Annotated in this window: 24 protein-coding genes; 6 read left to right on the forward strand and 18 right to left on the reverse strand. The window is 72.4% G+C overall.

What is annotated here, in order from left to right; genetic code table 11:
* Positions 1-169: 169 nt before the first annotated feature.
* The 7 genes from FHS29_RS00090 to FHS29_RS00120 all read right to left on the reverse strand — a co-directional run bounded on the left by FHS29_RS00090 (position 170) and on the right by FHS29_RS00120 (position 7,248).
* Positions 170-757: a GrpB family protein gene (locus FHS29_RS00090; protein ID WP_184687043.1), complete on the reverse strand. Its 588-nt coding sequence runs from the start codon at positions 755-757 to the stop codon at positions 170-172.
* A 39-nt stretch (positions 758-796) separates the two neighbouring features.
* Positions 797-1,702 (reverse strand): non-homologous end-joining DNA ligase, encoded by a 906-nt coding sequence (gene ligD / locus FHS29_RS00095; protein WP_246439745.1) that lies wholly within the window; start codon positions 1,700-1,702, stop codon positions 797-799.
* Positions 1,695-3,149: a non-homologous end-joining DNA ligase gene (ligD, locus tag FHS29_RS00100; RefSeq protein WP_184687046.1), complete on the reverse strand. Its 1,455-nt coding sequence runs from the start codon at positions 3,147-3,149 to the stop codon at positions 1,695-1,697. Before ligD (FHS29_RS00100) ends, ligD (FHS29_RS00095) begins: the two co-directional genes overlap by 8 nt.
* Positions 3,150-3,196: 47 nt before the next feature.
* Positions 3,197-4,120, reverse strand: coding sequence for a non-homologous end joining protein Ku (gene ku / locus FHS29_RS00105; protein ID WP_184687047.1), 924 nt, complete (start codon positions 4,118-4,120; stop codon positions 3,197-3,199).
* A gap of 131 nt (positions 4,121-4,251) precedes the next feature.
* On the reverse strand, positions 4,252-5,046 hold the full coding sequence (ku, locus tag FHS29_RS00110; protein ID WP_184687048.1) for a non-homologous end joining protein Ku: 795 nt from the start codon (positions 5,044-5,046) through the stop codon (positions 4,252-4,254).
* 104 nt (positions 5,047-5,150) lie between these two features.
* Entirely contained in the window at positions 5,151-6,146 is a 996-nt protein-coding gene (locus FHS29_RS00115; protein WP_312864665.1) for a tyrosine-type recombinase/integrase, read from the reverse strand.
* Between the two features lie 673 nt (positions 6,147-6,819).
* The gene (locus FHS29_RS00120) at positions 6,820-7,248 is read right to left on the reverse strand and encodes a VOC family protein (RefSeq protein WP_184687050.1); all 429 of its coding nucleotides are present in this window, start codon (positions 7,246-7,248) and stop codon (positions 6,820-6,822) included.
* A gap of 111 nt (positions 7,249-7,359) precedes the next feature.
* On the opposite strand from FHS29_RS00120, the gene FHS29_RS00125 reads away from it, so the two are divergent.
* Complete coding sequence (locus FHS29_RS00125; protein ID WP_184687051.1) at positions 7,360-8,301, forward strand: helix-turn-helix transcriptional regulator; 942 nt, start codon at positions 7,360-7,362, stop codon at positions 8,299-8,301.
* Here the strand turns inward: FHS29_RS00125 and FHS29_RS00130 are convergent.
* Entirely contained in the window at positions 8,289-8,765 is a 477-nt protein-coding gene (locus FHS29_RS00130) for a MarR family winged helix-turn-helix transcriptional regulator (RefSeq protein WP_184687052.1), read from the reverse strand. The two genes, FHS29_RS00125 and FHS29_RS00130, sit on opposite strands and share 13 nt — an antisense overlap.
* A gap of 85 nt (positions 8,766-8,850) precedes the next feature.
* Here FHS29_RS00130 and pip point away from each other — a divergent pair, with 85 nt between their 5' ends.
* Entirely contained in the window at positions 8,851-9,792 is a 942-nt protein-coding gene (pip, locus tag FHS29_RS00135) for a prolyl aminopeptidase (RefSeq protein WP_312864666.1), read from the forward strand.
* 41 nt (positions 9,793-9,833) lie between these two features.
* Here pip and FHS29_RS00140 read toward each other — a convergent pair whose 3' ends face one another.
* Together FHS29_RS00140 and FHS29_RS00145 are read right to left on the reverse strand one after the other, a co-directional pair.
* The gene (locus FHS29_RS00140; protein ID WP_184687054.1) at positions 9,834-10,469 is read right to left on the reverse strand and encodes a class I SAM-dependent methyltransferase; all 636 of its coding nucleotides are present in this window, start codon (positions 10,467-10,469) and stop codon (positions 9,834-9,836) included.
* Between the two features lie 4 nt (positions 10,470-10,473).
* Positions 10,474-10,740 carry a helix-turn-helix domain-containing protein gene (locus tag FHS29_RS00145; protein ID WP_184687056.1) on the reverse strand — a complete coding sequence of 89 codons (267 nt, stop codon included), beginning with the start codon at positions 10,738-10,740 and terminating at the stop codon, positions 10,474-10,476.
* Between the two features lie 46 nt (positions 10,741-10,786).
* Between FHS29_RS00145 and map the strand changes: the two genes are divergently transcribed.
* Complete coding sequence (gene map, locus FHS29_RS00150; protein WP_184687058.1) at positions 10,787-11,581, forward strand: type I methionyl aminopeptidase; 795 nt, start codon at positions 10,787-10,789, stop codon at positions 11,579-11,581.
* A 181-nt stretch (positions 11,582-11,762) separates the two neighbouring features.
* Here map and FHS29_RS00155 read toward each other — a convergent pair whose 3' ends face one another.
* Both FHS29_RS00155 and FHS29_RS37500 read right to left on the reverse strand, forming a co-directional pair.
* Entirely contained in the window at positions 11,763-12,479 is a 717-nt protein-coding gene (locus tag FHS29_RS00155; protein WP_184687059.1) for an SDR family oxidoreductase, read from the reverse strand.
* A gap of 135 nt (positions 12,480-12,614) precedes the next feature.
* Positions 12,615-13,289 (reverse strand): TetR/AcrR family transcriptional regulator, encoded by a 675-nt coding sequence (locus FHS29_RS37500; protein WP_312864667.1) that lies wholly within the window; start codon positions 13,287-13,289, stop codon positions 12,615-12,617.
* A 198-nt stretch (positions 13,290-13,487) separates the two neighbouring features.
* On the opposite strand from FHS29_RS37500, the gene FHS29_RS36455 reads away from it, so the two are divergent.
* The gene (locus FHS29_RS36455; protein ID WP_184687061.1) at positions 13,488-14,039 is read left to right on the forward strand and encodes a CGNR zinc finger domain-containing protein; all 552 of its coding nucleotides are present in this window, start codon (positions 13,488-13,490) and stop codon (positions 14,037-14,039) included.
* Between the two features lie 168 nt (positions 14,040-14,207).
* Here FHS29_RS36455 and FHS29_RS00170 read toward each other — a convergent pair whose 3' ends face one another.
* Positions 14,208-15,083 (reverse strand): pentapeptide repeat-containing protein, encoded by an 876-nt coding sequence (locus tag FHS29_RS00170; protein ID WP_184687063.1) that lies wholly within the window; start codon positions 15,081-15,083, stop codon positions 14,208-14,210.
* Between the two features lie 99 nt (positions 15,084-15,182).
* Between FHS29_RS00170 and FHS29_RS00175 the strand changes: the two genes are divergently transcribed.
* Together FHS29_RS00175 and FHS29_RS00180 are read left to right on the forward strand one after the other, a co-directional pair.
* Entirely contained in the window at positions 15,183-15,566 is a 384-nt protein-coding gene (locus FHS29_RS00175) for a DUF1707 SHOCT-like domain-containing protein (protein ID WP_184687065.1), read from the forward strand.
* A gap of 35 nt (positions 15,567-15,601) precedes the next feature.
* Positions 15,602-16,984 (forward strand): amidase family protein, encoded by a 1,383-nt coding sequence (locus tag FHS29_RS00180; RefSeq protein WP_184687066.1) that lies wholly within the window; start codon positions 15,602-15,604, stop codon positions 16,982-16,984.
* Between the two features lie 161 nt (positions 16,985-17,145).
* Here the strand turns inward: FHS29_RS00180 and FHS29_RS00185 are convergent, their stop codons facing one another.
* The 5 genes from FHS29_RS00185 to FHS29_RS00205 all read right to left on the reverse strand — a co-directional run bounded on the left by FHS29_RS00185 (position 17,146) and on the right by FHS29_RS00205 (position 21,458).
* Positions 17,146-17,925, reverse strand: a complete 780-nt coding sequence (locus FHS29_RS00185; RefSeq protein ID WP_221455244.1) for a hypothetical protein — start codon at positions 17,923-17,925, stop codon at positions 17,146-17,148.
* Positions 17,926-18,085: 160 nt separating this feature from the next.
* The gene (locus FHS29_RS00190) at positions 18,086-19,348 is read right to left on the reverse strand and encodes an SPFH domain-containing protein (RefSeq protein WP_184687070.1); all 1,263 of its coding nucleotides are present in this window, start codon (positions 19,346-19,348) and stop codon (positions 18,086-18,088) included.
* 21 nt (positions 19,349-19,369) lie between these two features.
* Positions 19,370-19,795 carry an NfeD family protein gene (locus FHS29_RS00195; RefSeq protein ID WP_184687071.1) on the reverse strand — a complete coding sequence of 142 codons (426 nt, stop codon included), beginning with the start codon at positions 19,793-19,795 and terminating at the stop codon, positions 19,370-19,372.
* A 39-nt stretch (positions 19,796-19,834) separates the two neighbouring features.
* Positions 19,835-20,647 carry a DUF3097 domain-containing protein gene (locus FHS29_RS00200; RefSeq protein ID WP_184687072.1) on the reverse strand — a complete coding sequence of 271 codons (813 nt, stop codon included), beginning with the start codon at positions 20,645-20,647 and terminating at the stop codon, positions 19,835-19,837.
* A gap of 19 nt (positions 20,648-20,666) precedes the next feature.
* Positions 20,667-21,458 (reverse strand): aminoglycoside phosphotransferase family protein, encoded by a 792-nt coding sequence (locus FHS29_RS00205; protein WP_184687073.1) that lies wholly within the window; start codon positions 21,456-21,458, stop codon positions 20,667-20,669.
* Between the last annotated feature and the right edge of the window lie 35 nt (positions 21,459-21,493).

Below are 21,493 nucleotides of genomic sequence, written 5' to 3' on the forward strand. Positions count from 1 at the left end.
CGGGACACCAGACCCGTACCGGCCGGGACCGCCCGGACCCGGACAGTCGGCACGACACCCGACCCGGCGAACCGAAACCGGGGGAGTGCCGCACCGATCGCGCGACCCCCGCCGGGCCCACACCCGATCAGTCGCGGCGCGGCCCGACCCCCGCCGGGCCCACACCCGATCAGTCGCGGCGCGGCCCGTCCGGGGCGGCCCGCGACAGGATCTCGTCCACCACGTCGTTCTTCGCATCCGCGTAGTCCTGGACGTACGTCCAGTCCCGCGCCGCCAACCCCGACTTCACCGACTCGTACAACGCCCGATCCTCCTCATGGGCGCGCAACCAGTCCCGGAACGTCAACATCCGGGTGATCTCCGGACTCCCCACCGTGTGCACGTGCAGGTTGACGTCCGTGTCCGGGCCCTTGAACATCCGGTGCTCGTGCCACTCCGGCTCCCGCACCCGCAACACGTACCCCGCCGCCTCCAACGCCGGCACGTACGTCGACTCGTCACCCGAATCCGCCACCACCAGCAGCACGTCCACGATCGGCTTGGCCGCCAACCCCGGCACCGACGTCGACCCCACGTGCTCCAACGCCACCACCACCGGACCCAGCACCGCCCGGATCCGCGCCGCCTCCCGCTCGAACAACCCCGGCCACACCGGGTCGTACGCCACCACGTCCACCCGGCCGTTCAACTTCGCCGGCGGCGACACGTACGCCGCCAACATGGCCTCCTGCGAGGACACCGAACGCTCCCGGACCATGACCACCCTCCTGATAGGCAGTCGACCAGGATAAGCCCCTCACCCCGGCAACGGCGACGCGTTTCCCGCCGCGAACAGATCCCCGAACCGACCCACCCGCTCCCGCACCTCGTCCGCCACGAACACCAGGTCCTCCGGCGACCGGCACGCCACCACCTCGTCCCACGTCACCGGCGTCGACACCGACGGCACCGGCCGCGCCCGCAACGAGTACGGCGCCACCGTCGTCTTCGCCGGGTTGTTCTGCGACCAGTCGATCAACACCTTCCCGGTGCGCTGCGCCTTCGCCATCCGCCACACCACCGCCTCCGGCGACTCCCGCGCCAACCGCTGCGCCAACCCCTTCGCATACACCGACGGCCCCTCCGGCGACGACACCCGCACCGCCGCGTACACCTGCAACCCCTTCGACCCGCTCGTCTTCACCACCGGCGACAACCCGTCCGCCACCAACACCCCGCGCAACCGCTCCGCCACCCGACAGCACTCCACCACCGTCGCCGGCGCACCCGGATCCAGGTCGAACACCACCAGATCAGGGGAGTGCCGCGCACCCCGCGCACCCACCGTCCACTGCGGCACGTGCAACTCCAACGCCGCCAGGTTCGCCAACCACACCAACGTCGCCAAGTCCTCCACCACCACGAAGTCCGCGAACTCCGCCCCCCGCGACGACCCCGGCGTCCCCACCCGCACCGTCCGCACCCACTCCGGCGCGTGCGACGGCACGTTCTTCTCGAAGAACGACTGCCCCTCCACCCCGTTCGGGAACCGCCGCAACGTCAACGGCCGACCCGCCAGGTGCGGCAACAACACCGGCGCGATCCGCGTGTAGTAGTCGATCACCTCCGCCTTGGTGAACCCCACCTCCGGGTACAGCACCTTGTCTAGGTTCGTCAGCCTCAACCGCCGCTCACCGACCCGCACCACCTGCCCCTCACCCAAGACGCCGCACCTCCCCGGGCGACTTGTCCGGCCGCAACCCCCGCCACGTCGGGAACCGCAACCGCCCATCCGCCGTCCACTCCCGGAACACCACCTCACCCACCAACACCGGACGCACCCACCGCGCACCCCGCGCCCGCTCCCGCGGCACCACCGACGAAAACGGCGACCGACCCACCTCCAACGACCGCAACCGGTCGGTCAACCCCCGCAACTCCTCCTCACCGAACCCCGTACCCACCGACCCCACGAACCCCAGACCCTCCCCGTCCGGAATCCCCAACAACAACGACCCCACCACCCCCGCCCGCCTGCCCACACCCGGCCGCCACCCGCCGACCACCACCTCCTGCGCCACCACCTCCGTCACCTTCACCCAGTGCGGCGACCGCACACCCGGCACGTACCGGGAATCCAGCCGCTTCGCCACCACCCCCTCCAACCCCTGCTCCCGACTCGCCGCCACCACCTCCGGCCCCGCACCCGGATACGCCCTCGGCGTCGCCCAATGCGCACCCGCGACACCCAACCCCTCCAACAACTCCCGCCGCCGCACATACGGCAGGTCCAACGTCGACGCCCCGTCCAGGTGCAACACGTCGAACACCAGATAGGTCACCGGGTACCGCGCCGCCAACCGCCGCGCCTGCGCCCCACCCGCGTGCATCCGCTGCTGCAACGCCCCGAAACTCGGCCGCCCACCCGACAACGCCACGACCTCCCCGTCCAACAACACCTGGGTCGACCCCAACGCCCCACCCAACCCCTGCAACTCCGGATACGTCGCCGTCACGTCGTTGCCCGACCGCGACACCAACCGCACCCGACCACCCTCCACCCGCGCGACCGCCCGCACCCCGTCCCACTTGAACTCGAACGCGAACTCCCCACCGGGCTCCGGCAACACCGACGACGCCGTCGCCAACATCGGCGCCACCGACTCCGGCAACGCCACCCAGTCCGGCCGCGCCGCCTCATGCCGACGACGCACCATCCAGTCCTTCCCGTCACCCGACCCCGACCCCGCCCGCCGGAAGAACACGAACTCGCCCCGCACCCGAGACCCGTGCAGCACCACGTCCACCTCGCGGTCGCTCCACTTCACCGTCTCGTACCGGCCCCGATCCCAGATCGACATCGAACCCGCGCCGTACTCGCCCTTCGGGATCACACCCTCGAACGACGCGTACTCCAACGGGTGATCCTCGGTGCGCACCGCCAACCGGATCGTCCCCGGCTCCGCCGGCAACCCCTTCGGCACCGCCCACGACACCAACACCCCACCCCGCTCCAACCGCACGTCCCAGTGCAGCCGCGACGCGTGGTGCTCCTGGATCACGAACGTGTCGTCACCACCACGGGGGAGCAGCGCACCATCGGCGGGAACCGGCTCCGGCGTCCGACCCGGATCCCGCTTGCGCCGGTACTCCGAAAGATCCCCGCCCATCCACGCCCCCGACTCAACCGACCCGGACCAGGACCCCCGACCCCGCCTCAGGCAGGCTTCGCCTTCTTCTTCGCCGGAGCCTTCTCCGCCTTCTCCGACTTGCCCGCCGCACCGTCACCCGACTTCGCCGACGACGACCGCGACCGCGACGACGACGAACGCGCCGGAGCCTTCTTCGCCGCGGGCTTCTTCCCACCCCGCGACGACCGCGCCTGCTCCACACTCCGCTCCAACGCCGTCATCAGGTCGATCACCTCACCGGACTCCTCGGCCTCCGGCTGCTCCGGCAGCTCCGCACCCTCCGCCTTCGCCTCGATCAACTTCTGCATCGCCACCGTGTACTCGTCACTGAACTCACCCGGGTCGAACGACCCCGCCATGCTCTCCACCAGCGACGACGCCATCTTCAACTCCTGCGGCCGCACCTCGATGTCACCGTCGAGGAACTCGAAATCCGGCTTGCGCACCTCATCCGGCCACAACATCGTGTGCATCACCAACAGGTCGTCACGGGCCCGCAACATCGCCAACGTCTCCCGCTGACGGATCGTGATCTTCACGACCGCCAACTGGCCCGACTTCTCCAACGCCGTCCGCAACAACACGTACGGCCGCGCCGCCGCCTTGTCCGGCTCCAGGTAGTACGACTTCTGGAAGTAGATCGGATCGATCTCCTCCACCGGCACGAACTCCAACACGTCGATCGCGTGATCGGTGTTGATCGGCAGCTTCTCCAGGTCCTCCGCGTCCACCACCACCATCCGGCCGTCATCCAGCTCATAGCCCTTGGCGATGTCCGCGAACGGCACCTCCTCACCACACACCTGGCACACCCGCTTGTACCGGATGCGCCCACCGTCCTCCCGGTGCACCTGATGGAACCGGAAGTCGTGCTCCTCCGTCGCTGTGTACAACCGGACACCGATCGTGACCAGCCCGAAGGAGATCGCCCCGCGCCACACGGACCTCATTCCACGTGAGTACCCGTCACACGCGACTTCCGCACCAGTACGTCACCCGAACGGGCTAAAAACAGGCGTGGCGACACCACCCCACGGCCACCACGACACCCCCGACCGGCCCAACCGACGACCGACCCGGCCTACTCCTCCCGCGGCGACCGGGACGACCGCACCCGATCCAGACTCCGCCGCAACGCCGTCATCAGATCCAACCCGCCACCGGTCTCCTCCGGCGCCCGCGACACCGGGATCTCCGCACCCGCCGCCTTCGCCTCGATCAACCCCGCCAACGCATCCCGATACCCGTCCGAGAACACCCCCGGATCGAACTCCGCCGTCATCGAATTCACCAACGACGTCGCCACCCGGACCTCCGGCAACCCCGACTCCACCACCGCATCGCCCAAAAACCCGAAATCCGGCTCCCGCACCTCATCCGGCCACAACAACGTCTGCAACACCAACACCCGACCACGCGGCCGCACCACCGCCAACGACTCCCGCCGCCGGATCGCCACCCGCACCACCGCCACCCGCCACGCCCGCTCCAACGCATCACGCAACAAGCAGTACGACCTCACCGCCGACCGCTCCGGCTCCAGGTAGAACGAACGGTCCAACAGGATCGGATCCACCTGATCCGCCTGCGCGAACTGCACCACCTCGATCGTCCGCCCCGACACCACCGGCAACCCCTCGAAATCCTCCGGCTCGAACAGCACCAGCCGACCGTCCGCCAGCTCGTACCCCTTCACCACGTCGACCAGCGCCACCTCCTCGGCACACACCTCGCACACCCGCCGATGCCGGATCCGCCCACCATCCGCCCGATGCACCTGACGGAACCGGAACCCGTGCTCCCGCGTCGCCGAGAACAACCGCACCGGGAACGTCACCAGCCCGAACGTCACCGAACCGCGCCACACCGCCCTCATAAGACCTGCGTACACCCGTGCGAACAACCACACACCCAAGTCACCCGGACAGACCAGCCCAAGCCGACCCCACCCCGAACCCACGACAGCACAACCCCAGGGGCCTACTCCTCCCGCTGACCCGGCAACCGCGACAACGACACATACGTCCGATTCCCCGCCACCGCCGCCCGCCGCTCCCGAGCCGTCGCCTCGATGTAGTTCTGCGACGTCGACAACGACGCATGCCCCAACAACGCCATGATCTCCGACGCCGACGCACCGTCCTCCGCCAACCGCGTCGCGAACGTGTGCCGCAACGCGTGCAGGTTCGCCCCCGACGGCACCCGGTCGTGCAACCCCGCCCACCGGAAACACGACCGCACCAGGTACTCCAACCCACCCCGCCCGATCGGCTCCCCGCGCCGATCCCGCAACAACGCCGAACCCCGGTCGAACCGCGCCTGCGGGAACCGCGCCCGACACGACACCAGGTACTGCTCGATGATCCGGTCCATCGCCGGCTCGATCGGCACCGACCGATCCCGGTTGCCCTTGCCCGCCACGTGCAACCGCCGCTCACCCGGCCGACCCACCACCGACGCCAACGTCAACGTCCGCATCTCCGCCGACCGCAACCCCGCCACCAACCCCAACGCGATCACCAGCACATCCCGCTCCGGCCACGGATCACGCCCCTTGCTCGCCCCCTCCGCCGCCGCCGTCAACAACCGCTCCGGCGTGTCCTCACCCCGCAGCGGCTTGGGCACCAGGGGAGGGGTCTTCGGCCGCGCCACCGCACCCATCGGATTGCCCGGCACCAGGTCCTCGGCCACGCAGAACGTCAGGAACTGGTTCCACGTCGACCACGCCCGCAGCACCGAGCTCTTCGCGTGCGAATCGGCGAACACCCCGAACGCCGCCCGCAGGTTCCCGGCCGTCAGGTGGGCGATCAGCAGGTCCGCAGGGGGAGTGGAGCACACCTCGGCCAGCAGCGCCGTGATGCCCGCCAGGTCGCGCCGGTACGCCGCCGTGGTGTGGGGGGAGTCCTTCCGGGGGCGGCGGGCGAGGAAGAACGACTCCTGAGCGGCGAGAACTCGCATTGGATCTTCATACCGCACCCCACCGACAATCCCCGGCACCCGCCGATCCCCGTGTTGATCAAGCACCGCCCAATTCAACGCATGATGGATAATGGCGATTATCCATGAAACAGAGGTCCGGGCGGGGCTGGGCGGCGGTCGACCGGCCCGGAGGCTCCGCCGGGGGATGTCGCCGCTCCCGACGATCCCGCAGGCGCCCGACCGCCGTTCCCCGTGCGTCCTCGTCATGCGCGTCCGCATCGGCCGGCCCGGCGCATCCGGCCTGAGGTTCGAGCCCGAACGTTCCTCGGGACGACGCCAGGGCGTTGATCACCGGGCCGGGACGGCTCGGACGACGTTGTCGGGCCATCCCGGCACACCAGCATCGATACGTCACGTGACGTATCGATGCCCTGGTCCACCAGCCTGTCCATAACGCCGATAATCGACATTATGTTAAGTAAGACGTTCGGGAGGACCCTGCCGACTGCTGCGGGCCTCCCCTCCGGTCGCCGACGCGCCTCTGGCAGGCTGCGCCGCGCGCGTCGGGGTTTCGACGCCTCCGTGCCCCGCGACGCCCGACAGGCGACGCTTCCGACGTGACGGCCGGCGGCTCGTGTGGGCTGCCGGCGTGACGTTCGGGTCGTTCGGACCGCCTGGTCCACTGGCTCGATCAGGTGTTCGATTCCGTGCGTGGCGGTGTTCCGGGGAGCTACTCCCCTGTCGTGAAATGCGTGCCGGCCTTGATCTTGGCGAGGGTGTCGTTGTAGTGCGGGTTGGCCATGACGCCGAGGATGTTGCCGAACGGGTCGATGACGCTGGCGGTGATGTAGCCGTGGCCGCCGTGGTCCTTGGGGCCTTCGTGGGGCTTGGCGCCGAGGGTCTGGAGGCGTTGGTAGGCGGCCTCGATGTCGTCGACGGCCCAGAAGACGATCTGGCCGGCGGGGCTGGTGGTGACGTCGTGGGTGGCGTAGGCGCTGTTGATGATGCCGAACTCGTGCAGGTAGTCGCCGAGGCGGAATTCGATGTAGCCGCCGGGGACCTCGAAGTAGGGCTCCAGGCCGAGGACTTCGGTGTACCAGGTCTTGGCGGCGTCGAGGTCGTCGGCGAAGTAGTTGGCGGTGGTGAGTCCTCGCAGCATGTCGGTCTCCTCGGTGGTTCCTGCGCTGTGGTGGTTCCTGCGCTGTGTGGGTTCAGCTTGCGCCGCGAAAGTGCTCACCTTCTGAGCACTTTTCCGGGGAGACTGCTTTTCATGCGTGCGGATCGCCTGGTGGCGACTTTGCTGTTGATGCAGGCGCGTGGCCGGGTGACGGCCGCGGAGTTGGCCGGTGAGTTGGAGGTCTCGGTGGCGACGGCGCGGCGGGATCTGGAGGCGTTGTCGGCGGCGGGGATCCCGGTGTACCCGCAGCCGGGGCGTGGTGGTGGGTGGCGGTTGGTGGGGCGGGCGCGGACGGATCTGTCGGGGTTGTCCGCGGCGGAGGCGCAGGCGTTGTTCCTGTTGGTGGGTCCTGCGGCGGCGGTGTCGGCGGAGGCGAGGGCGGCGTTGCGGAAGTTGGTGCGGGCGTTGCCGGAGACGTTCCGGGCCGATGCGGAGGCGGCGGCGGACGCGGTGGTGGTCGATCCGGCGCGGTGGGGGCAGGAGGGTGGTGGGCGGTCGGGGTTGGTGGCGTTGTTGCAGGGTGCGGTGGTGCGGCGGCGTCGGGTGCGGTTGGGGTATGCGAAGCGGTCGGGTGAGCGGTCGGAGCGGGTGGTGGATCCGTTGGGGCTGGTCGACAAGGACGACGTCTGGTACCTGGTCGCGGGTACGGCGCGGGGGCAGCGGACGTTCCGGGTGGACCGGGTGGTGGATGCGGTGGTGACCGACGAGGAGGCGGTGCGGCCGGAGGGGTTCGAGCTGTCGGAGGCGTGGGGTCGGGTGGTGGAGGAGGTGGAGGGGCGGCAGAGGTCGGCGTCGGCGTCGGTGGTGGTGCCGGCGCGGTTGGTGTCGGTGTTGCGTAGCCAGTTCGGGCGGCATTGCGTGGTGGAGGCCGAGGTGGAGGGGCGTGCGCGGGTGCGGGTGTCGGCTCCGTCGGCGTTGATGATCGCGCAGCACCTGGCGGGGTGGGGTGCGGTGGCGGAGGTGGTGGGGTCGGTGGAGGTGCGGGGTGAGTTGGCGCGGTTGGGTGCGGAGTTGGTGGCGCGTTACGGGGTGTGAAGGTGGGCGCGGATGCGGTCGTGCATGGACCGCTCCCCCATGGCTTCGATGGCTCGTCGGACCAGTTCGCTGAGGGGGTACGGGAGTTCGGCGTCGAGTTCGCGGGCGGCGGCGTTGGTGGCGTCCCATTCGGCGTGGAGGGCGGGCAGCAGGGTTCGGGTGTGGTCGGTGAGGTGGACGATGCGTTGGCGGGCGTCGGTGCCGGGGCGCAGTTCGACGAGGCCGTCGCGTCGCATCTGGTTGACGGTCTGGCTGATGGCGGAGTGGGTGATGCCGATGGTGGTGGCGAGGTCGCGGATGGATTGGGGGCCTTGGGTGTCGACGAGTCGGACGATGGGTGTGTAGCGGGGGCGGAAGTCGGGCAGGCCGAGGTCGGCGTAGATGTGGGCGACGGCTCCGTCGGTGTGTTCGAGTAGGTGGCGCAGTCGGGTGCCGAGGAAGTCGGTGGTGGGGTTGTCTGCCACTCCCCTAATGTAACAGTGCTGTTGTTGTCGGGCGGCTGTTCTCGGGCTGTCGTCGGGCTGTCGTCGGTGTGGGAGGGGTGGCGCGGTGTACCCGGAGATCGAGCCGTTCGAGCACGGGATGCTGGACGTGGGTGACGGGAACCTCGTGTACTGGGAGGTGTGCGGCAACCCGGAGGGCAAGCCGGTGGTGTGCCTGCACGGTGGGCCGGGTACGGGCTGCTCCCCCGGTATGCGTCGGCAGTTCGACCCGGAGGCGTACCGGATCGTGTTGTTCGACCAGCGCGGGTCGGGTCGGAGTCTGCCGCACGCGGCCGATCACGGCACGGATCTGTCGGTGAACACGACGGCGCACCTGGTGCGGGACATCGAGTTGCTGCGGGAGCACCTGGGTGTGCGGCGGTGGATGGTGTTCGGCGGGTCGTGGGGTTCGACGTTGGGGCTGCACTACGCGGAGTCGTTCCCGCAGCGGGTGACGGAGGTCGTGCTGGTGGCGGTCACGTCGGGGCGGTACGACGAGATCGACTGGCTGTACCACGGGTTGGGGCGGTTGTTCCCCGAGGAGTGGCACCGGTTCCGGGCGGGTGCTCCGGAGGGGGCGGGGAATCTGGTGGCGGCGTACGACGCGTTGCTCAACGATCCGGATCCGGCGGTGCGGGTGAAGGCGGCGGACGACTGGTGCGACTGGGAGGGGTCGATCGTGTCGTTGGACCCGGATCACCGGCCGGGGCCGCGGTGGTCGGATCCGCGGTGGCGGCGGGCGTTCGCGCGGATCACGGCGCACTACTTCCGGCACTACGCGTGGCTGGAGGACGGTCGGGTGTTGCGTGAGGTCGGGCGGCTGCACGGGATCCCGGCGGTGTTGGTGCACGGCCGGTTGGACCTTCAGGGGCCTTTGGTGACGGCGTGGGAGCTGGACCGGGCGTGGCCCGATGCGGAGTTGTGGGTGGTGCACGGGGCGTCGCACAGTGCGCAGGATCCGGGGATGGCTGAGGCGGTGGTGGCGGCGACGGACCGGTTCCGGCCGTAGGGCTCCCCCGGCATCGGGCGGTGCGCGGTCGGGTGCGTCGCTCAGGGCCGGTCTGTCGGGGGTGTGGCGGGGCGCCAGACGAGGGTGGTGCGCAGGTCGGTGCCTTCGAGGTCGACGGGCACGGGGACGCGGTAGGTGCCGATCTGTTCGAAGTGGTCGCGTGGCAGGTGGGCGCGGTGGGGGTCGCCGACGAGGACCTGGGCGCCCGCGGTGTGGGCGCGGCGCAGGAACGGCAGGACGCGGGCGGCCATGGCGCGGTCGTAGAACACGTCGCCGGCGAGGACGACGTCGACGTCGGGGTCGGTGTCGAGCAGGTCGGTGATGTCGACGTGGACGGTGACGTGGTTGGCGTGGGCGTTGAGGGTGATGGCGGCGCCGGCGAGCGGGTCGATGTCGTTGGCGGTGACGTGGGCGGCTCCGGTGGTGGCGGCGGCGATGGCGACGAGGCCGGAGCCGGAGGCGAGGTCGAGCACGCGTTTCCCGGCGGTGGTGTGCGGGTGGTCGAGCAGGTGGCGGGCCAGGGCTTGGCCGCCTGCCCAGGGGAAGGCCCAGAACGGCGGGTCGGGGTGGCCGGTGGTCTCCCACAGGCGGGTCACGTCGGTGGCGGTGTGCAGCACGATCCCGGGCACCAGCGGGACCGGTGCGGGGGTGGTGTGGCGGCGGACGAAGTCCTGCACCGGGTCAGGCGGCGCCGGCCTGGCGGGGTTGTTGTTCGAGGTGGCGGCACAGGGCGTCGAGGGACAGGCCGACGGCGTCGGCGAGGGCGGCGACGGTGAAGAACGCCGGGGTGGGGATGCGGCCGCGTTCGATCTTGCGCAGGGTTTCCACGGAGATGCCGGCGGCGGTGGCGACCTGGACCATGCTGCGGGGGCCGCGGGCTTGGCGCAGGGCTTCGCCGAGGCGTTCGCCGCGGTCGCGGTCGGACTGGGTGAGTGGTTGTCGCACCATGCTGTGATAGTAATACCGGTATTACTATCACGGTGAGGAGCATGTGGTGATCGAGCTGAAAACCCCCGGCGAACTGGACGCGATGCGGGTGGCGGGCCTGGTCGTGGCCGACGCGCTGGCCGCGGTCCGGGCACGGGCCCGCATCGGGGTGTCCCTGCTGGAACTGGACGAGGTGGCCGCCTCGGTCATCCGCGACGCCGGTGCGTCCTCGTCGTTCCTGCACTACCACCCGTCCTTCGCGCCCACCCCGTTCCCCGGCTGGATCTGCGCGTCGGTCAACGACGTGATCGTGCACGGCATCCCCTCGGCCTATCGGCTGCGCGACGGCGACCTGGTCAGCATCGACTGCGGTGCGCACGTCGACGGCTGGCACGGCGACTCGGCCGTCAGCTTCGTCGTCGGCACCGCCGACCCCGCCGACCTGGCGCTGATCGGGACCGCCGAACGGGCCCTGGCCGCCGGCATCGCCGCCGCCGTGCCCGGCAACCGGATCGGCGACGTCTCCGCCGCCGTCGGCCGCGTCGGCCGCGCCGCCGGCTACGGGATGCCCTCGGACTTCGGCGGCCACGGCATCGGTCGCGCGATGCACGAGTCCCCCGGCGTGCCCAACGAGGGCAGGCCCGGCCGGGGGCTGACGCTGCGGCCGGGCATGGCGCTGGCCATCGAGCCGATGCTGCACGCCGGAGGGCGTGACGCGTACTACGCGGCCGAGGACGGATGGTCGTTGCACACCGTCGACGGCAGCCGCGCCGCGCACGTCGAACACAGCGTCGCGATCACCGACGACGGGCCGCGGGTGCTCACCGCGCCGCGCCTGCCCGCCGAGGCGGTCGTCTCCTGAGCGTGATCGGCCGCTCCCGCGCGCGGCACGCGTGCCGACGCGGGAGCACGGCGTGCCGCAGGGGGCGGCGCTCCTCCTGTCCGGACTGCCACCAGACGGCCGGGAGTGGCGCAGATGCGGCACTCCCGGCCGCATCGGCGCACCCGGATCCCCGCCCGGGAGTCGCACACCGGGTCGGGGACTACAGGCCACCCGCCACGCGCAGCACCGCGCCGGTCGTGAACGACGCCTCGTCGCCCAGCAGCCACACGATCGCCGCCGCGATCTCCTCCGGTTGCCCCGCCCGTCCCAGCGGGATCGCCGACGCCACCCGCTGCGGCCGGTCCGGCACGCCGGACAGCTCGTGGATCGCGGTGTGCACGGTGCCCGACGCGACCGCGTTCACCCGGATCCCGCGCGGCCCCAGCTCCTTGGCCAACCCGACGGTCATCGCGTCCACCGCCGCCTTGCTCGCCGCGTAGTGCACGTACTCCCCCGGACTGCCCAGCGTCGCCGCCGCCGAGGACACCGACACGATCGCCCCGCCCGCCACCAGGTCCCGCGCCGCCCGCCGCGCGCACAGCAACGCCCCCAGCACGTTGACCTCCACCACCCGCCGCAGGTCGGACACCTGCGTCGCGGCCAGCGGACCCACCGGGCTGGTGATCCCGGCGTTGATCACCACGCCCGTCACCCGGCCCAGTTCCGCCGCCGCGGTGAACAGCGCGTCCACGTCCTGCTCCGAGGACACCTCCGCCCGCACCGCCACGCCGCCCACCTCGGCCGCCAGCGCCTCGGCCTCCCGCGCCGCCGCCCGGTAGCCGATCACCACCCGGTGACCCGCCGCCGCGAGCCTGCGCACCGTCGCCGCGCCGATCCCCCGGCTGCCGCCGGTCACCACCGTCAGGCGTTCCGCCACGCCGTCACCTCCGTCCCGATCGCGTCCGACCACGCCCGCCGGCATGTCGGCCCCCGCCACCGTCGCCCCGATCCCCGCCGCCCGGCAACCGTGCTCCGCGACACCACCCGCCGACCGGGAGCGCGACCCGGGTGCCTAACCGGCGGCCTGCGCGGGACCGGCCGGTCCGATGACCCCGCCGTCAGAACCGGTGCCCCGCGGCCCACCGCACCCACCGGAGGGCCCACGCCGCCCCGACGGCACCGCGGCCCGGAACAACCCCAGACCCAACGCATACGGATCGTCCAACCCCACCGAGCGCACCGCGTCCGCCGGCAACGCCAGCAGCGACACCGCCACACCCAGGAAGTAGGCGTCCAGCAGGCCCGCGTCCCGCGCCGAGGACGGCAACCCCGCCGCCCGGTGCAGCGCCGCGCCGGCCTCCGCGTTGGACACCACCATCCGCCCCAACGCCTCACGCACACCCGGCCGCCGCACCGCCTCCAGGTACAGCTCCACCATCGCCAGCAACTGCGTCGGATCCTCCGCCACCGCGCGCCGCAGCAACGCGGGGTACAGCTCCGCCACCTCCGCCGGCGAGATGTCCGCCGGGGTCGTCGCCGCCAGCCGCGCCACCGCCTCGCCGTGCGACTGCGTCATCCGCCCGGCCGCCGCCTGCAACAACGACTCCCGCGACGGGAAATAGTTCTTCGTCGTGCCCTCCGGCACACCCGCCGCCCGGTCCACCGCGCGATGGGTCAACCCCCGGCCGCCCTCGGCGGCCAGCACGGAGATCACGGTGTCGCACAGCAGCTCACGGCGGGTCGTCACGGAGACGGGACCTTATCCGACCTCGGACCGCCCGCCGTGGCCACCACCCGCCCCGCGTCCAACACCAGCCACACCCCGCACACGCAGCGCACGTACGACACGCGGCCGTGCGTGGACGCCGGACGGACGTGCTCGGAGGTGGGCCAACCGCAGGAAGGGCATCTGGTCATCACACCACCAGCGTGGTGTCATGGTTCAGTGCATTTCAACCCTTACGGCGGAGCCGCCGCCCAACTCGCCGCCGCACTGGTCAACGCCCACCCCGACAGCACCGGCGACGACCTGCGCACCCTGCTGCACGACCAGGGCTACCGACCCGTCGGCACCCTCACCCCCGACCAGGCCCGCGAACTCACCACCTGGGCCCGCCGGCTCGAACCCGTCTTCGCCGGCACCACCGACCGCGTCGCCCACCTCAACACCCTGCTCGCCGAAACCGCCGCCAAGCCCTACATCTCCACCCACGACGACCGGCCACCCCACCTGCACTTCGCCCCGGAGACCGCGCCCACCGCCGACCGCGTCCGCGCCTTCACCGCCACCGGCCTGGCCCACGTCCTGTGCGAGGACCCCGACCGCCTCGGCCGCTGCGCCCGCCCCGGCTGCGGCACCGTCTACATCGACACCTCCCGCAACGGCCGCCGCCGCTACTGCACCACCCGCTGCGCCAACCGCCTCCAGGTCGCCCGCCACCGCCGACGCACCCCGACGACACCCCGACCGACGGCACCACAACCGGCCACACCCTGAACGGCAGCGCCCCGACCCGGCAGCACCCTGAACGGGCGGCAAGGCCCCGACCTGCGACGACGTCGGGACTGTCGGTGCCCCGTGGGACGATCGAACCGGGGGCCGGAGGCCACACCCGCACCCAGCGCGCGGGACCACGACGGGTCGGCGTGCGGCGTGCGGTGTGCGTCAGCGCATCACCCGGCGGCCGAACCGGACGTCGCCGAACTCCGCCGTCCCGCCGATCAGCGCCGACCCCACGTCGGTCCACCCCCGGAACCACGACCGCGAGAACACCGCGTCCTGGTGGAACACCGCATCGGTGAACAACGCCCGCCCGCCGAAGAACCCGTCCGCGAAGTCCGCCGCACCACCGAACTCGGCCCGCCGCAGGTCCACCCGCCCCGACACCTTCACCGCCCGCAGCCGCGCCTCCCCCGCCACCTGCACCCCCGAGCACGCCAGGTTCCCGGTGAACACCGCCGACAGCGCCGACAGCGACCGCGCGAACAGCGCGTCGGTGAACACCGCGTGCCGCAGGAACCGCGCCCCGTCGAACGCGGCCTCCCCGGTCACCGTCATCGCCGCGAACCGCGCGTCGCCCACGAACACCGCCCCGGTGAAGTCCACCCGCCCCACCCGGCACCCCGACAGGTCGAAGTCCACCAGGATCGCGCCGGCCGCGGGCACGTCCATGCCCGGCCAGAAGTCCTCGCCCGGCCGCAGGTGCGACACGAGCTCCCGCTGCACGGCCGTGCGCCACGGCGAGTCCAGCCCCCGGCTCACCCCGCCCCGCAACGCCGCCAACCACGTGTCCACCACGTCCTGCCGGCGGCGCGGCAGCTCGCGGCCGATCGCCGCCAGCAGCAGCAACCCCTCGCGCTCACCCGCCCGGAACAGCCGGTTCGCCTCCCGCCACACCGACACCGGCGTCACGGCCTCGCCACCCGTGCGGCGACGGGCGTGCTCGTCGAGCAGGGTGTCGGCACGCCACCGCCGGTGATGGCGCACCACCACCGCGGCGACCACCAGTGCGACCGCCAGCCACAGCACCCACGTCGGCATGACCCCGATCATGCCCTGCCGGATACGCCGGCGGACGTACCGCACGTCGCCGCTTCCCGACGGACGCCGAAATCCGCCACGGCGCGGAGGATCGGTGACATGAGCGCCCCCGACCCCGCACTGCGGGCATCCGACACCGAACGCGAGCACGTCGTCGCCGTCCTGCGCGACGCCGTCGGCGAAGGCCGCCTCACCCTCACCGAAGCCGAGGACCGCATCGCCGCCGCCTACACCGCCGTCCACCGGGCCGACCTCGCGCCCCTGACCGCTGACCTGCCCCGGGCCGACCCGCCGGCCACCGCCGGCCTCGCCGCCACCGGACGCCCGGACCGACGACCGGACCGCCGGCGACCCCCGCTGCTGCCGGTAGTCGCAGTGCTGCTGGTCGTCGCCTGGATCGCCTCGCCGCTGCCGTTCCCCTGGCCGATCCTGCTCGTGGCGTTCCTCGTGCTGCGCCACCGCACCCGCCACCGCACGACCTGACCACCGCCGGGCCCCGCCTGCCCTAAAGTTCGACCATGGACCTGACCGACGCGTGCTTCGCGGGCGCCGCACGCCAAGCGGACCTGCTGCGAGCCGGTGACCTCACCTCCCGCGACCTGGTCGCGGAATGCCTGCGCCGCATCGACCGGCACGACCGCGACCTCAACGCGTTCCGGCTGGTGTTCACCGACCGCGCCCGCGCCGAAGCCGAGCAGGCCGACGCCCGCCGCGCCCGCGGCGAGGACGCACCCCTGCTCGGCGTGCCCGTCGCGGTCAAGGAAGACCTCGCCCTGCACGGCCTGCCCACCACCGGCGGCACCGCCGGCGTCGACACACCGGCCGCCGCCGACGTCACCCTCGTGCGTCGGCTGCGCGACGCGGGCGCGATCGTCATCGGCCGCACCCGCATGCCCGAACTCGGCCTGTGGCCCTACACCGAGAGCAGCTGGGCCGGCCCCACCAGGAACCCGTGGTCGCGGGAGCACTCACCCGGCGGCTCCAGCGGGGGATCGGCCGCCGCCGTCGCCGCGGGCCTGGTCGGAGCCGCCATCGGCACCGACGGCGCGGGCTCCATCCGCATCCCGTCCGCCTGCACCGGGCTGTTCGGCCTCAAACCCCACCGCGACCACGTCCCGCTCGACGAACCGGTGTGGACCGGCCTGGTCTGCGCCGGCCCCATCACCCGCCACGTCCGCGACGCCGCACTGCTGCTCGACGTCCTGGCCCCCGGCCACGAGCACACCGCCGCCGCCACCACCGACCCGCGACGCCTGCGCATCGCGGTGTCACTGCGGCCGTGGGGCCCGCCCGGCATCCCCATCAACGGCGAAGTCCGCGACGCCGTACTCGACACCGCCGGCCTGCTGGTCGACCTCGGGCACGACGTCACCCGCCTGGACCCGGAACTGCGCGAGATCACCGGCTCCACCGCCTTCGCCGCCCGCTACCTGCACTGCGCCGCCATCAGCGAAGCCCGGCTCGACCACCCCGAACGCCTCGACCGCCGCACCCGCCACGCCGCCGCACTGGGCCGCGCGCTGCCCGCGGCGACCGTCCAGGCCGCACTGGATCAGCAGGAACCCCTCACCGCGCACGCCAACCGCGTGTTCACCGACCACGACCTGCTGCTCACCCCGGTGCTCACCCGGCCGCCGCTGCGCATCGCCGAATGGCGCCACCGCAGCGCCGTGCCCACCCTGCTCGCCGCCGCCCGCATGACCACGTTCCTGCACCTGTGGAACGTCACCGGCAACCCGGCGGCCGCGGTACCGGCAGGCCACACCCGCACCGGCCTGCCCCTGGCCGTGCAACTCGTCGGCGCACCCCACGACGAGAACACCGTCCTCGCCGCGGCAGGCCAACTCGAACGGGCCCGCCCCTGGGCCGACCGCCGCCCACCCGCCTACGACACCCGCTGACCACCCCACGAGCCCGACGGACCTTCCGGCGACACGACGCCGCGCGGCGAACACGGCAGCGTCAGCGCCCCGGACCGGACACAACCCGGCCACCGCGACGCCACGACACAGCGGTCGCAGCCGTCACAGCGGTCGGTCGTCGCAGCCGTCACAGCAGTCGGTCACAGCCCGCGCGCCGCCAGCTCCTTCACCAGCACCCGCACCTCGTCCGACACCGACGCCCCACCCGCCAGCCGCGACTGCACCACCCGCCCCGACCACCCCAACCGCAGGCACTCGTCCACCGCCAGGTCCACCAACCGCCCCGCCGCACCACGCCCGCCGGTCGCCCGGATCCCGCGCCCCACCCACTCCAGCGCCTCCTGCGACCGCCCGGCGTCGCGCAACACCGTCGCCAGCTGCAGGTAGTGCCACCCCGACGACAGATCCCGCGCCAGCACCAGCACCTGCAGGTCAACGTCCCCGGTGTGCTCGGCCAGCTCCTCCATCACCCGCAGCAGCGCCCACCGCTCCCGGTCGTAGCGCCCCGGCTGCCCGAACCCGATCACCGGCAACCCGGAGAACCGCGCCACCGCCTCCGCCCGGTACCAGGCCAGCCCCGCCGCGCCCAACGCCGCCGCGTACGGCGCCAACCGCACCTCCGGCGGCTCCGCGAACCCCGTCTGGAGGTGCAACAGCCACCGCGCCAACGACTCCGGCGCCGGCGGATCCGACCCGCAGGCCACCGCGTGCAGGTCCAGCACCCGGTCCACCAGCCCGGCAAACGCCGCCCGATGGCCCCGATCCGCCCCCGCCGCCACCAGCAGCTCCGCGACCTGCTCGGTTACCCGCCGCGACCCCGCACCGGCCGACACCACCCCGGACAGGTCCGCCACGGCCGACGCCACCCCGTCCCACCGCCGGGACCACGAGACATCGGAGCGATCCAGCCAGAACTTCACTCGATCGGGTAACGGATGCACCGATACATCCAACCGCACCCCCTACCGTCCCAGCGATGCTCCACCCCGGTGCGCCACTGTGACGGTCATTGCCGAACGCAATGGGGGTGATCAACCGGACACCGGCCGATCGCCCCCGAACCCGGACAACGGTGGGGAACTACTCGTGCGACGAACGCGGCGGCTCCGTGCCCGGCGCGCCACCCGCAGCGCCACCCCCGGCGGGATCGGCCACGAGATCCACCTCGCCACCCGCGACCGCGCCCGGCAGCCCCGGCCGCTCGGCCGACTCCGACAACGCCTGCCGGGCCGAGTCCAACGGACCCGGCACCTCCTTGCGCGCCACCGCCTCCGCCGCCCGCACGGCCTCGGCCACCGCCGGGTCGGGCGCGGTGTCGAACCAGTCCGCCACCGACGCGTCGTCCTCCTCCGGCGTCGAGGTGCGCGGCTCCTCGGCCGGCGGCTCGTAGCGGAACACCCCGTCCTCGCCCGGCGCGCCCAGCATCCGCGCGAAACCCTCCAGCGCCTTGCCGTAGTCCGACGGGATCAGCCACACCTTGTTCGCATCGCCCTGCGCCATCTGCGGCAGCGTCTGGAGGTACTGGTAGGCCAGCACCTCCGGCGTCGGCTTGCCCGCCTTGATCGCCGCGAACACCTTCTCGATCGCCTTCGCCTGGCCCTGCGCCTGCAGGTAGCGGGCCGCCCGCTCACCCTGCGCCCGCAGGATCCGCGACTGCCGCTCCGCCTCGGCGGACAGGATCGCCGCCTGCTTGGCGCCCTCCGCGGACAGGATCGCGGCCTGCTTCTGGCCCTCGGCCGACTTGATCGCCGACTCCCGCTGGCCCTCCGCGTTGAGGATCATGGCGCGCTTCTCCCGGTCCGCGCGCATCTGCTTCTCCATCGAGTCCTGGATCGACGGCGGCGGGTCGATCGCCTTGAGCTCCACCCGCGCCACCCGGATGCCCCACCGGCCGGTCGCCTCGTCCAGCACGCCCCGCAGCTGGTTGTTGATCTGGTCGCGGGAGGTCAGCGTCTCCTCCAGGCTCATCCCGCCCACCAGGTTGCGCAGCGTCGTGGTCGCCAGCTGCTCCACACCCACGATGTAGTTGGAGATCTCGTACACCGCCGCGCGCGGATCGGTCACCTGGAAGTACACGACGGTGTCGATCGACACCGTCAGGTTGTCCTGGGTGATCACCGGCTGCGGCGGGAACGACACCACCTGCTCGCGCAGGTCGATGCGCGCCCGCACCCGGTCGAAGAACGGCACCAGGATGTTCAGCCCCGGCGCCGCCGTCGTGCGGTAGCGGCCCAGCCGCTCGATCACCGCGGCCGTCGCCTGCGGGATCACCAGCACCGACTTGACCGCGACGATCAGCACGAACAGCACCAGGACCGCGACGACGATCAGCGTGGTGGTCAACTCTTCCGCCCCTCCGACACCTCAGGACCCGGACAGCACCACGGCGGTCGCGCCCGAGATCTCCACAACAGTCACTTCCGCACCGGGTTCGATGACCGCGTGGTCGATCGACCGCGCCGACCACACCTCGCCACCGATGCGCACCCTACCGCCGTGCCCGTCCACAGTGGACACCACGACCGCCGTGCTGCCCGGCAGCGCGTCCACACCCGACCGGTGCCCCAACCCGGACTCCAGGCGCCGCTTCAACACCGGCCGCGCACCGACCACCAGGCCCAGCGCCAGCACCGCGAACGCCGCCGCGCCGAGCACCGCGTCCGCGCCCAGCGCGGAGGCACCCGCCGCGCCCAGCGCCGCCAACCCCAGCATGACCAGCACGAAATCGCCGGACAGGATCTCGGCCGCCACCAGGACGACACCGAGGATCAACCAGATCAACGCGGCCACGGGTCCATCCTCGCACCAAAGCGGCCCGCGAAACCCGTTTCACCCCGACTCCGGTTCCGTCACGAAGTCGATCAGCCGCTCCACCGCACCGATCAGTGGCGTCTCCAGGTCCCGGAACCCCCGCACCGCGGCCAGCACCCGCTGCCACCCCTGGTAGGTCTCGCCCCAGCCCAACGCCTCGCACACGCCTTCCTTCCACGGCACCCCGCGCGGCACCACCGGCCACGCGGCGATCCCCACCGACGACGGCTTCACCGCCTGCCAGACGTCCACGTACGGGTGGCCGGTGACCAGGACGTGCTCGTCGTGGACGTCGGCCACCAGCCGGGACTCCTTGCTGCCCGCCACCAGGTGGTCCACCAGCACCCCCAGCCGCCGCCCGGGGCCGGTGCCGAACGCCGCGATCCGCCCGGCCAGCACGTCCACCCCGTCCAGCGGCTCCACCACGACACCCTCGACCCGCAGGTCGTGGCCCCACACCCGCTCCACCAGCTCGGCGTCGTGCAGGCCCTCCACCCAGATCCGGCTGTCCCTGGCGGTGCGCGCCCGCAGCCCCCGCACCGCCACCGAGCCCGACGCCGACACCGCGCGCGTCGCGACCCGCCCGGCGACCGGCCTGACCAGCGTCACCGGCCTGCCCTCGAGCAGGAACCCGGCGGGCCGCAGCGGGAACAGCCGCTCCCGGCCGTGCCGGTCCTCCAGCACCACCCGGCCGTGCTCGAACCGCACCACCGCGCCGCAGAACCCCGACGCCGGGTCCTCCACCACCAGGCCGGGCTCGGCCGCCACCTCCGCCACCTCGCGCCGCTTCGGCCCGGCCAGCACGTCCCGGTCGTAGTCCTGTGATCGCACGACCGACGACGCTAGCCGCTCACCCGGTCGGATGACCCGCAGGCACGCCGGGGTCCGTCTCGCGGCCGGGGAAGAACACCGAGAACGCCGCGCACCACGCGGCCAGCCGGTCGCCGTCCACCGCGGCCGACATCGCCTCGATCCCGGTCGCCAGGTCCGGGGCCGCGAACGCGAAGTCGACCGCGTCCGCCGCCGCGTCCCCGACGCACGGCCGGGGGTCGATCGCCACCAGCCCCCGCGCGCCCGCGTCCAGCACGTTGCCCGGGTGCAGGTCGCCGTGCAGCAGCACCTGCGGCACCCGGTCGCGCGCCAACCCCGCCGCCGCCGCGTGGGCCGCCGAGTAGTCGCCCGGACGGCGCCGCGCCAGCAGCGGGAACAGGAAGTCCACCCGCTCGGCCAACGACGGGAACCCTCGCGGAGGCGGGATGTGCAGGGCCCGCAGCACGCCCAGCATCCCCGGCACGTCGTACACCGCCGACGTCCCCGGCTCCAGCCCCTCCAGCAGCAGCACACCCGCCGGCAGGTCCGCCTCCACCACCCGCACCGTCCGCGGCGAGGGCTCCCACGCCCGCAACGCGTCGTGCTCCTGCACCGCCAGTTCCGGCTCCGGCGTCAGCTTGAGCACCACAGGTGTGGTGCCCCGTGTGCACAGCAGCGTGTGCGACGTGCCGCCGGTCAGCTCCCGGACCGGCTCCAAGCCCCACCGCGCGCACAGCGACGACACCAGCGCGGGCAGCGCCTCGACCCACGTCACGACCCCCGGCCCGAACCGGGTCACCAACCTCGCGTTCACCCCGGCCCCCAGATACATCCCACTCGGACACCTACCACCCGGACCACACCCCG

It is taken from the genome of Saccharothrix tamanrassetensis (assembly GCF_014203665.1).
Lineage (GTDB): Bacteria > Actinomycetota > Actinomycetes > Mycobacteriales > Pseudonocardiaceae > Actinosynnema > Actinosynnema tamanrassetense.

What these genes read in the sequence shown, in the direction of transcription:
- FHS29_RS00090 (WP_184687043.1), bottom strand. Translation starts at nt 757, where the DNA reads ATGGTCCGGGAGCGTTCGGTGTCCTCGCAGGAGGCCATGTTGGCGGCG.
- ligD (WP_184687046.1), bottom strand. Translation starts at nt 3,149, where the DNA reads ATGGGCGGGGATCTTTCGGAGTACCGGCGCAAGCGGGATCCGGGTCGG.
- ku (WP_184687047.1), bottom strand. Translation starts at nt 4,120, where the DNA reads ATGAGGTCCGTGTGGCGCGGGGCGATCTCCTTCGGGCTGGTCACGATC.
- ku (WP_184687048.1), bottom strand. Translation starts at nt 5,046, where the DNA reads ATGAGGGCGGTGTGGCGCGGTTCGGTGACGTTCGGGCTGGTGACGTTC.
- FHS29_RS00120 (WP_184687050.1), bottom strand. Translation starts at nt 7,248, where the DNA reads ATGCTGCGAGGACTCACCACCGCCAACTACTTCGCCGACGACCTCGAC.
- FHS29_RS00125 (WP_184687051.1), top strand. Translation starts at nt 7,360, where the DNA reads ATGCGTGCGGATCGCCTGGTGGCGACTTTGCTGTTGATGCAGGCGCGT.
- FHS29_RS00145 (WP_184687056.1), bottom strand. Translation starts at nt 10,740, where the DNA reads ATGGTGCGACAACCACTCACCCAGTCCGACCGCGACCGCGGCGAACGC.
- FHS29_RS00170 (WP_184687063.1), bottom strand. Translation starts at nt 15,083, where the DNA reads ATGCCGACGTGGGTGCTGTGGCTGGCGGTCGCACTGGTGGTCGCCGCG.
- FHS29_RS00175 (WP_184687065.1), top strand. Translation starts at nt 15,183, where the DNA reads ATGAGCGCCCCCGACCCCGCACTGCGGGCATCCGACACCGAACGCGAG.
- FHS29_RS00180 (WP_184687066.1), top strand. Translation starts at nt 15,602, where the DNA reads ATGGACCTGACCGACGCGTGCTTCGCGGGCGCCGCACGCCAAGCGGAC.
- FHS29_RS00205 (WP_184687073.1), bottom strand. Translation starts at nt 21,458, where the DNA reads ATGTATCTGGGGGCCGGGGTGAACGCGAGGTTGGTGACCCGGTTCGGG.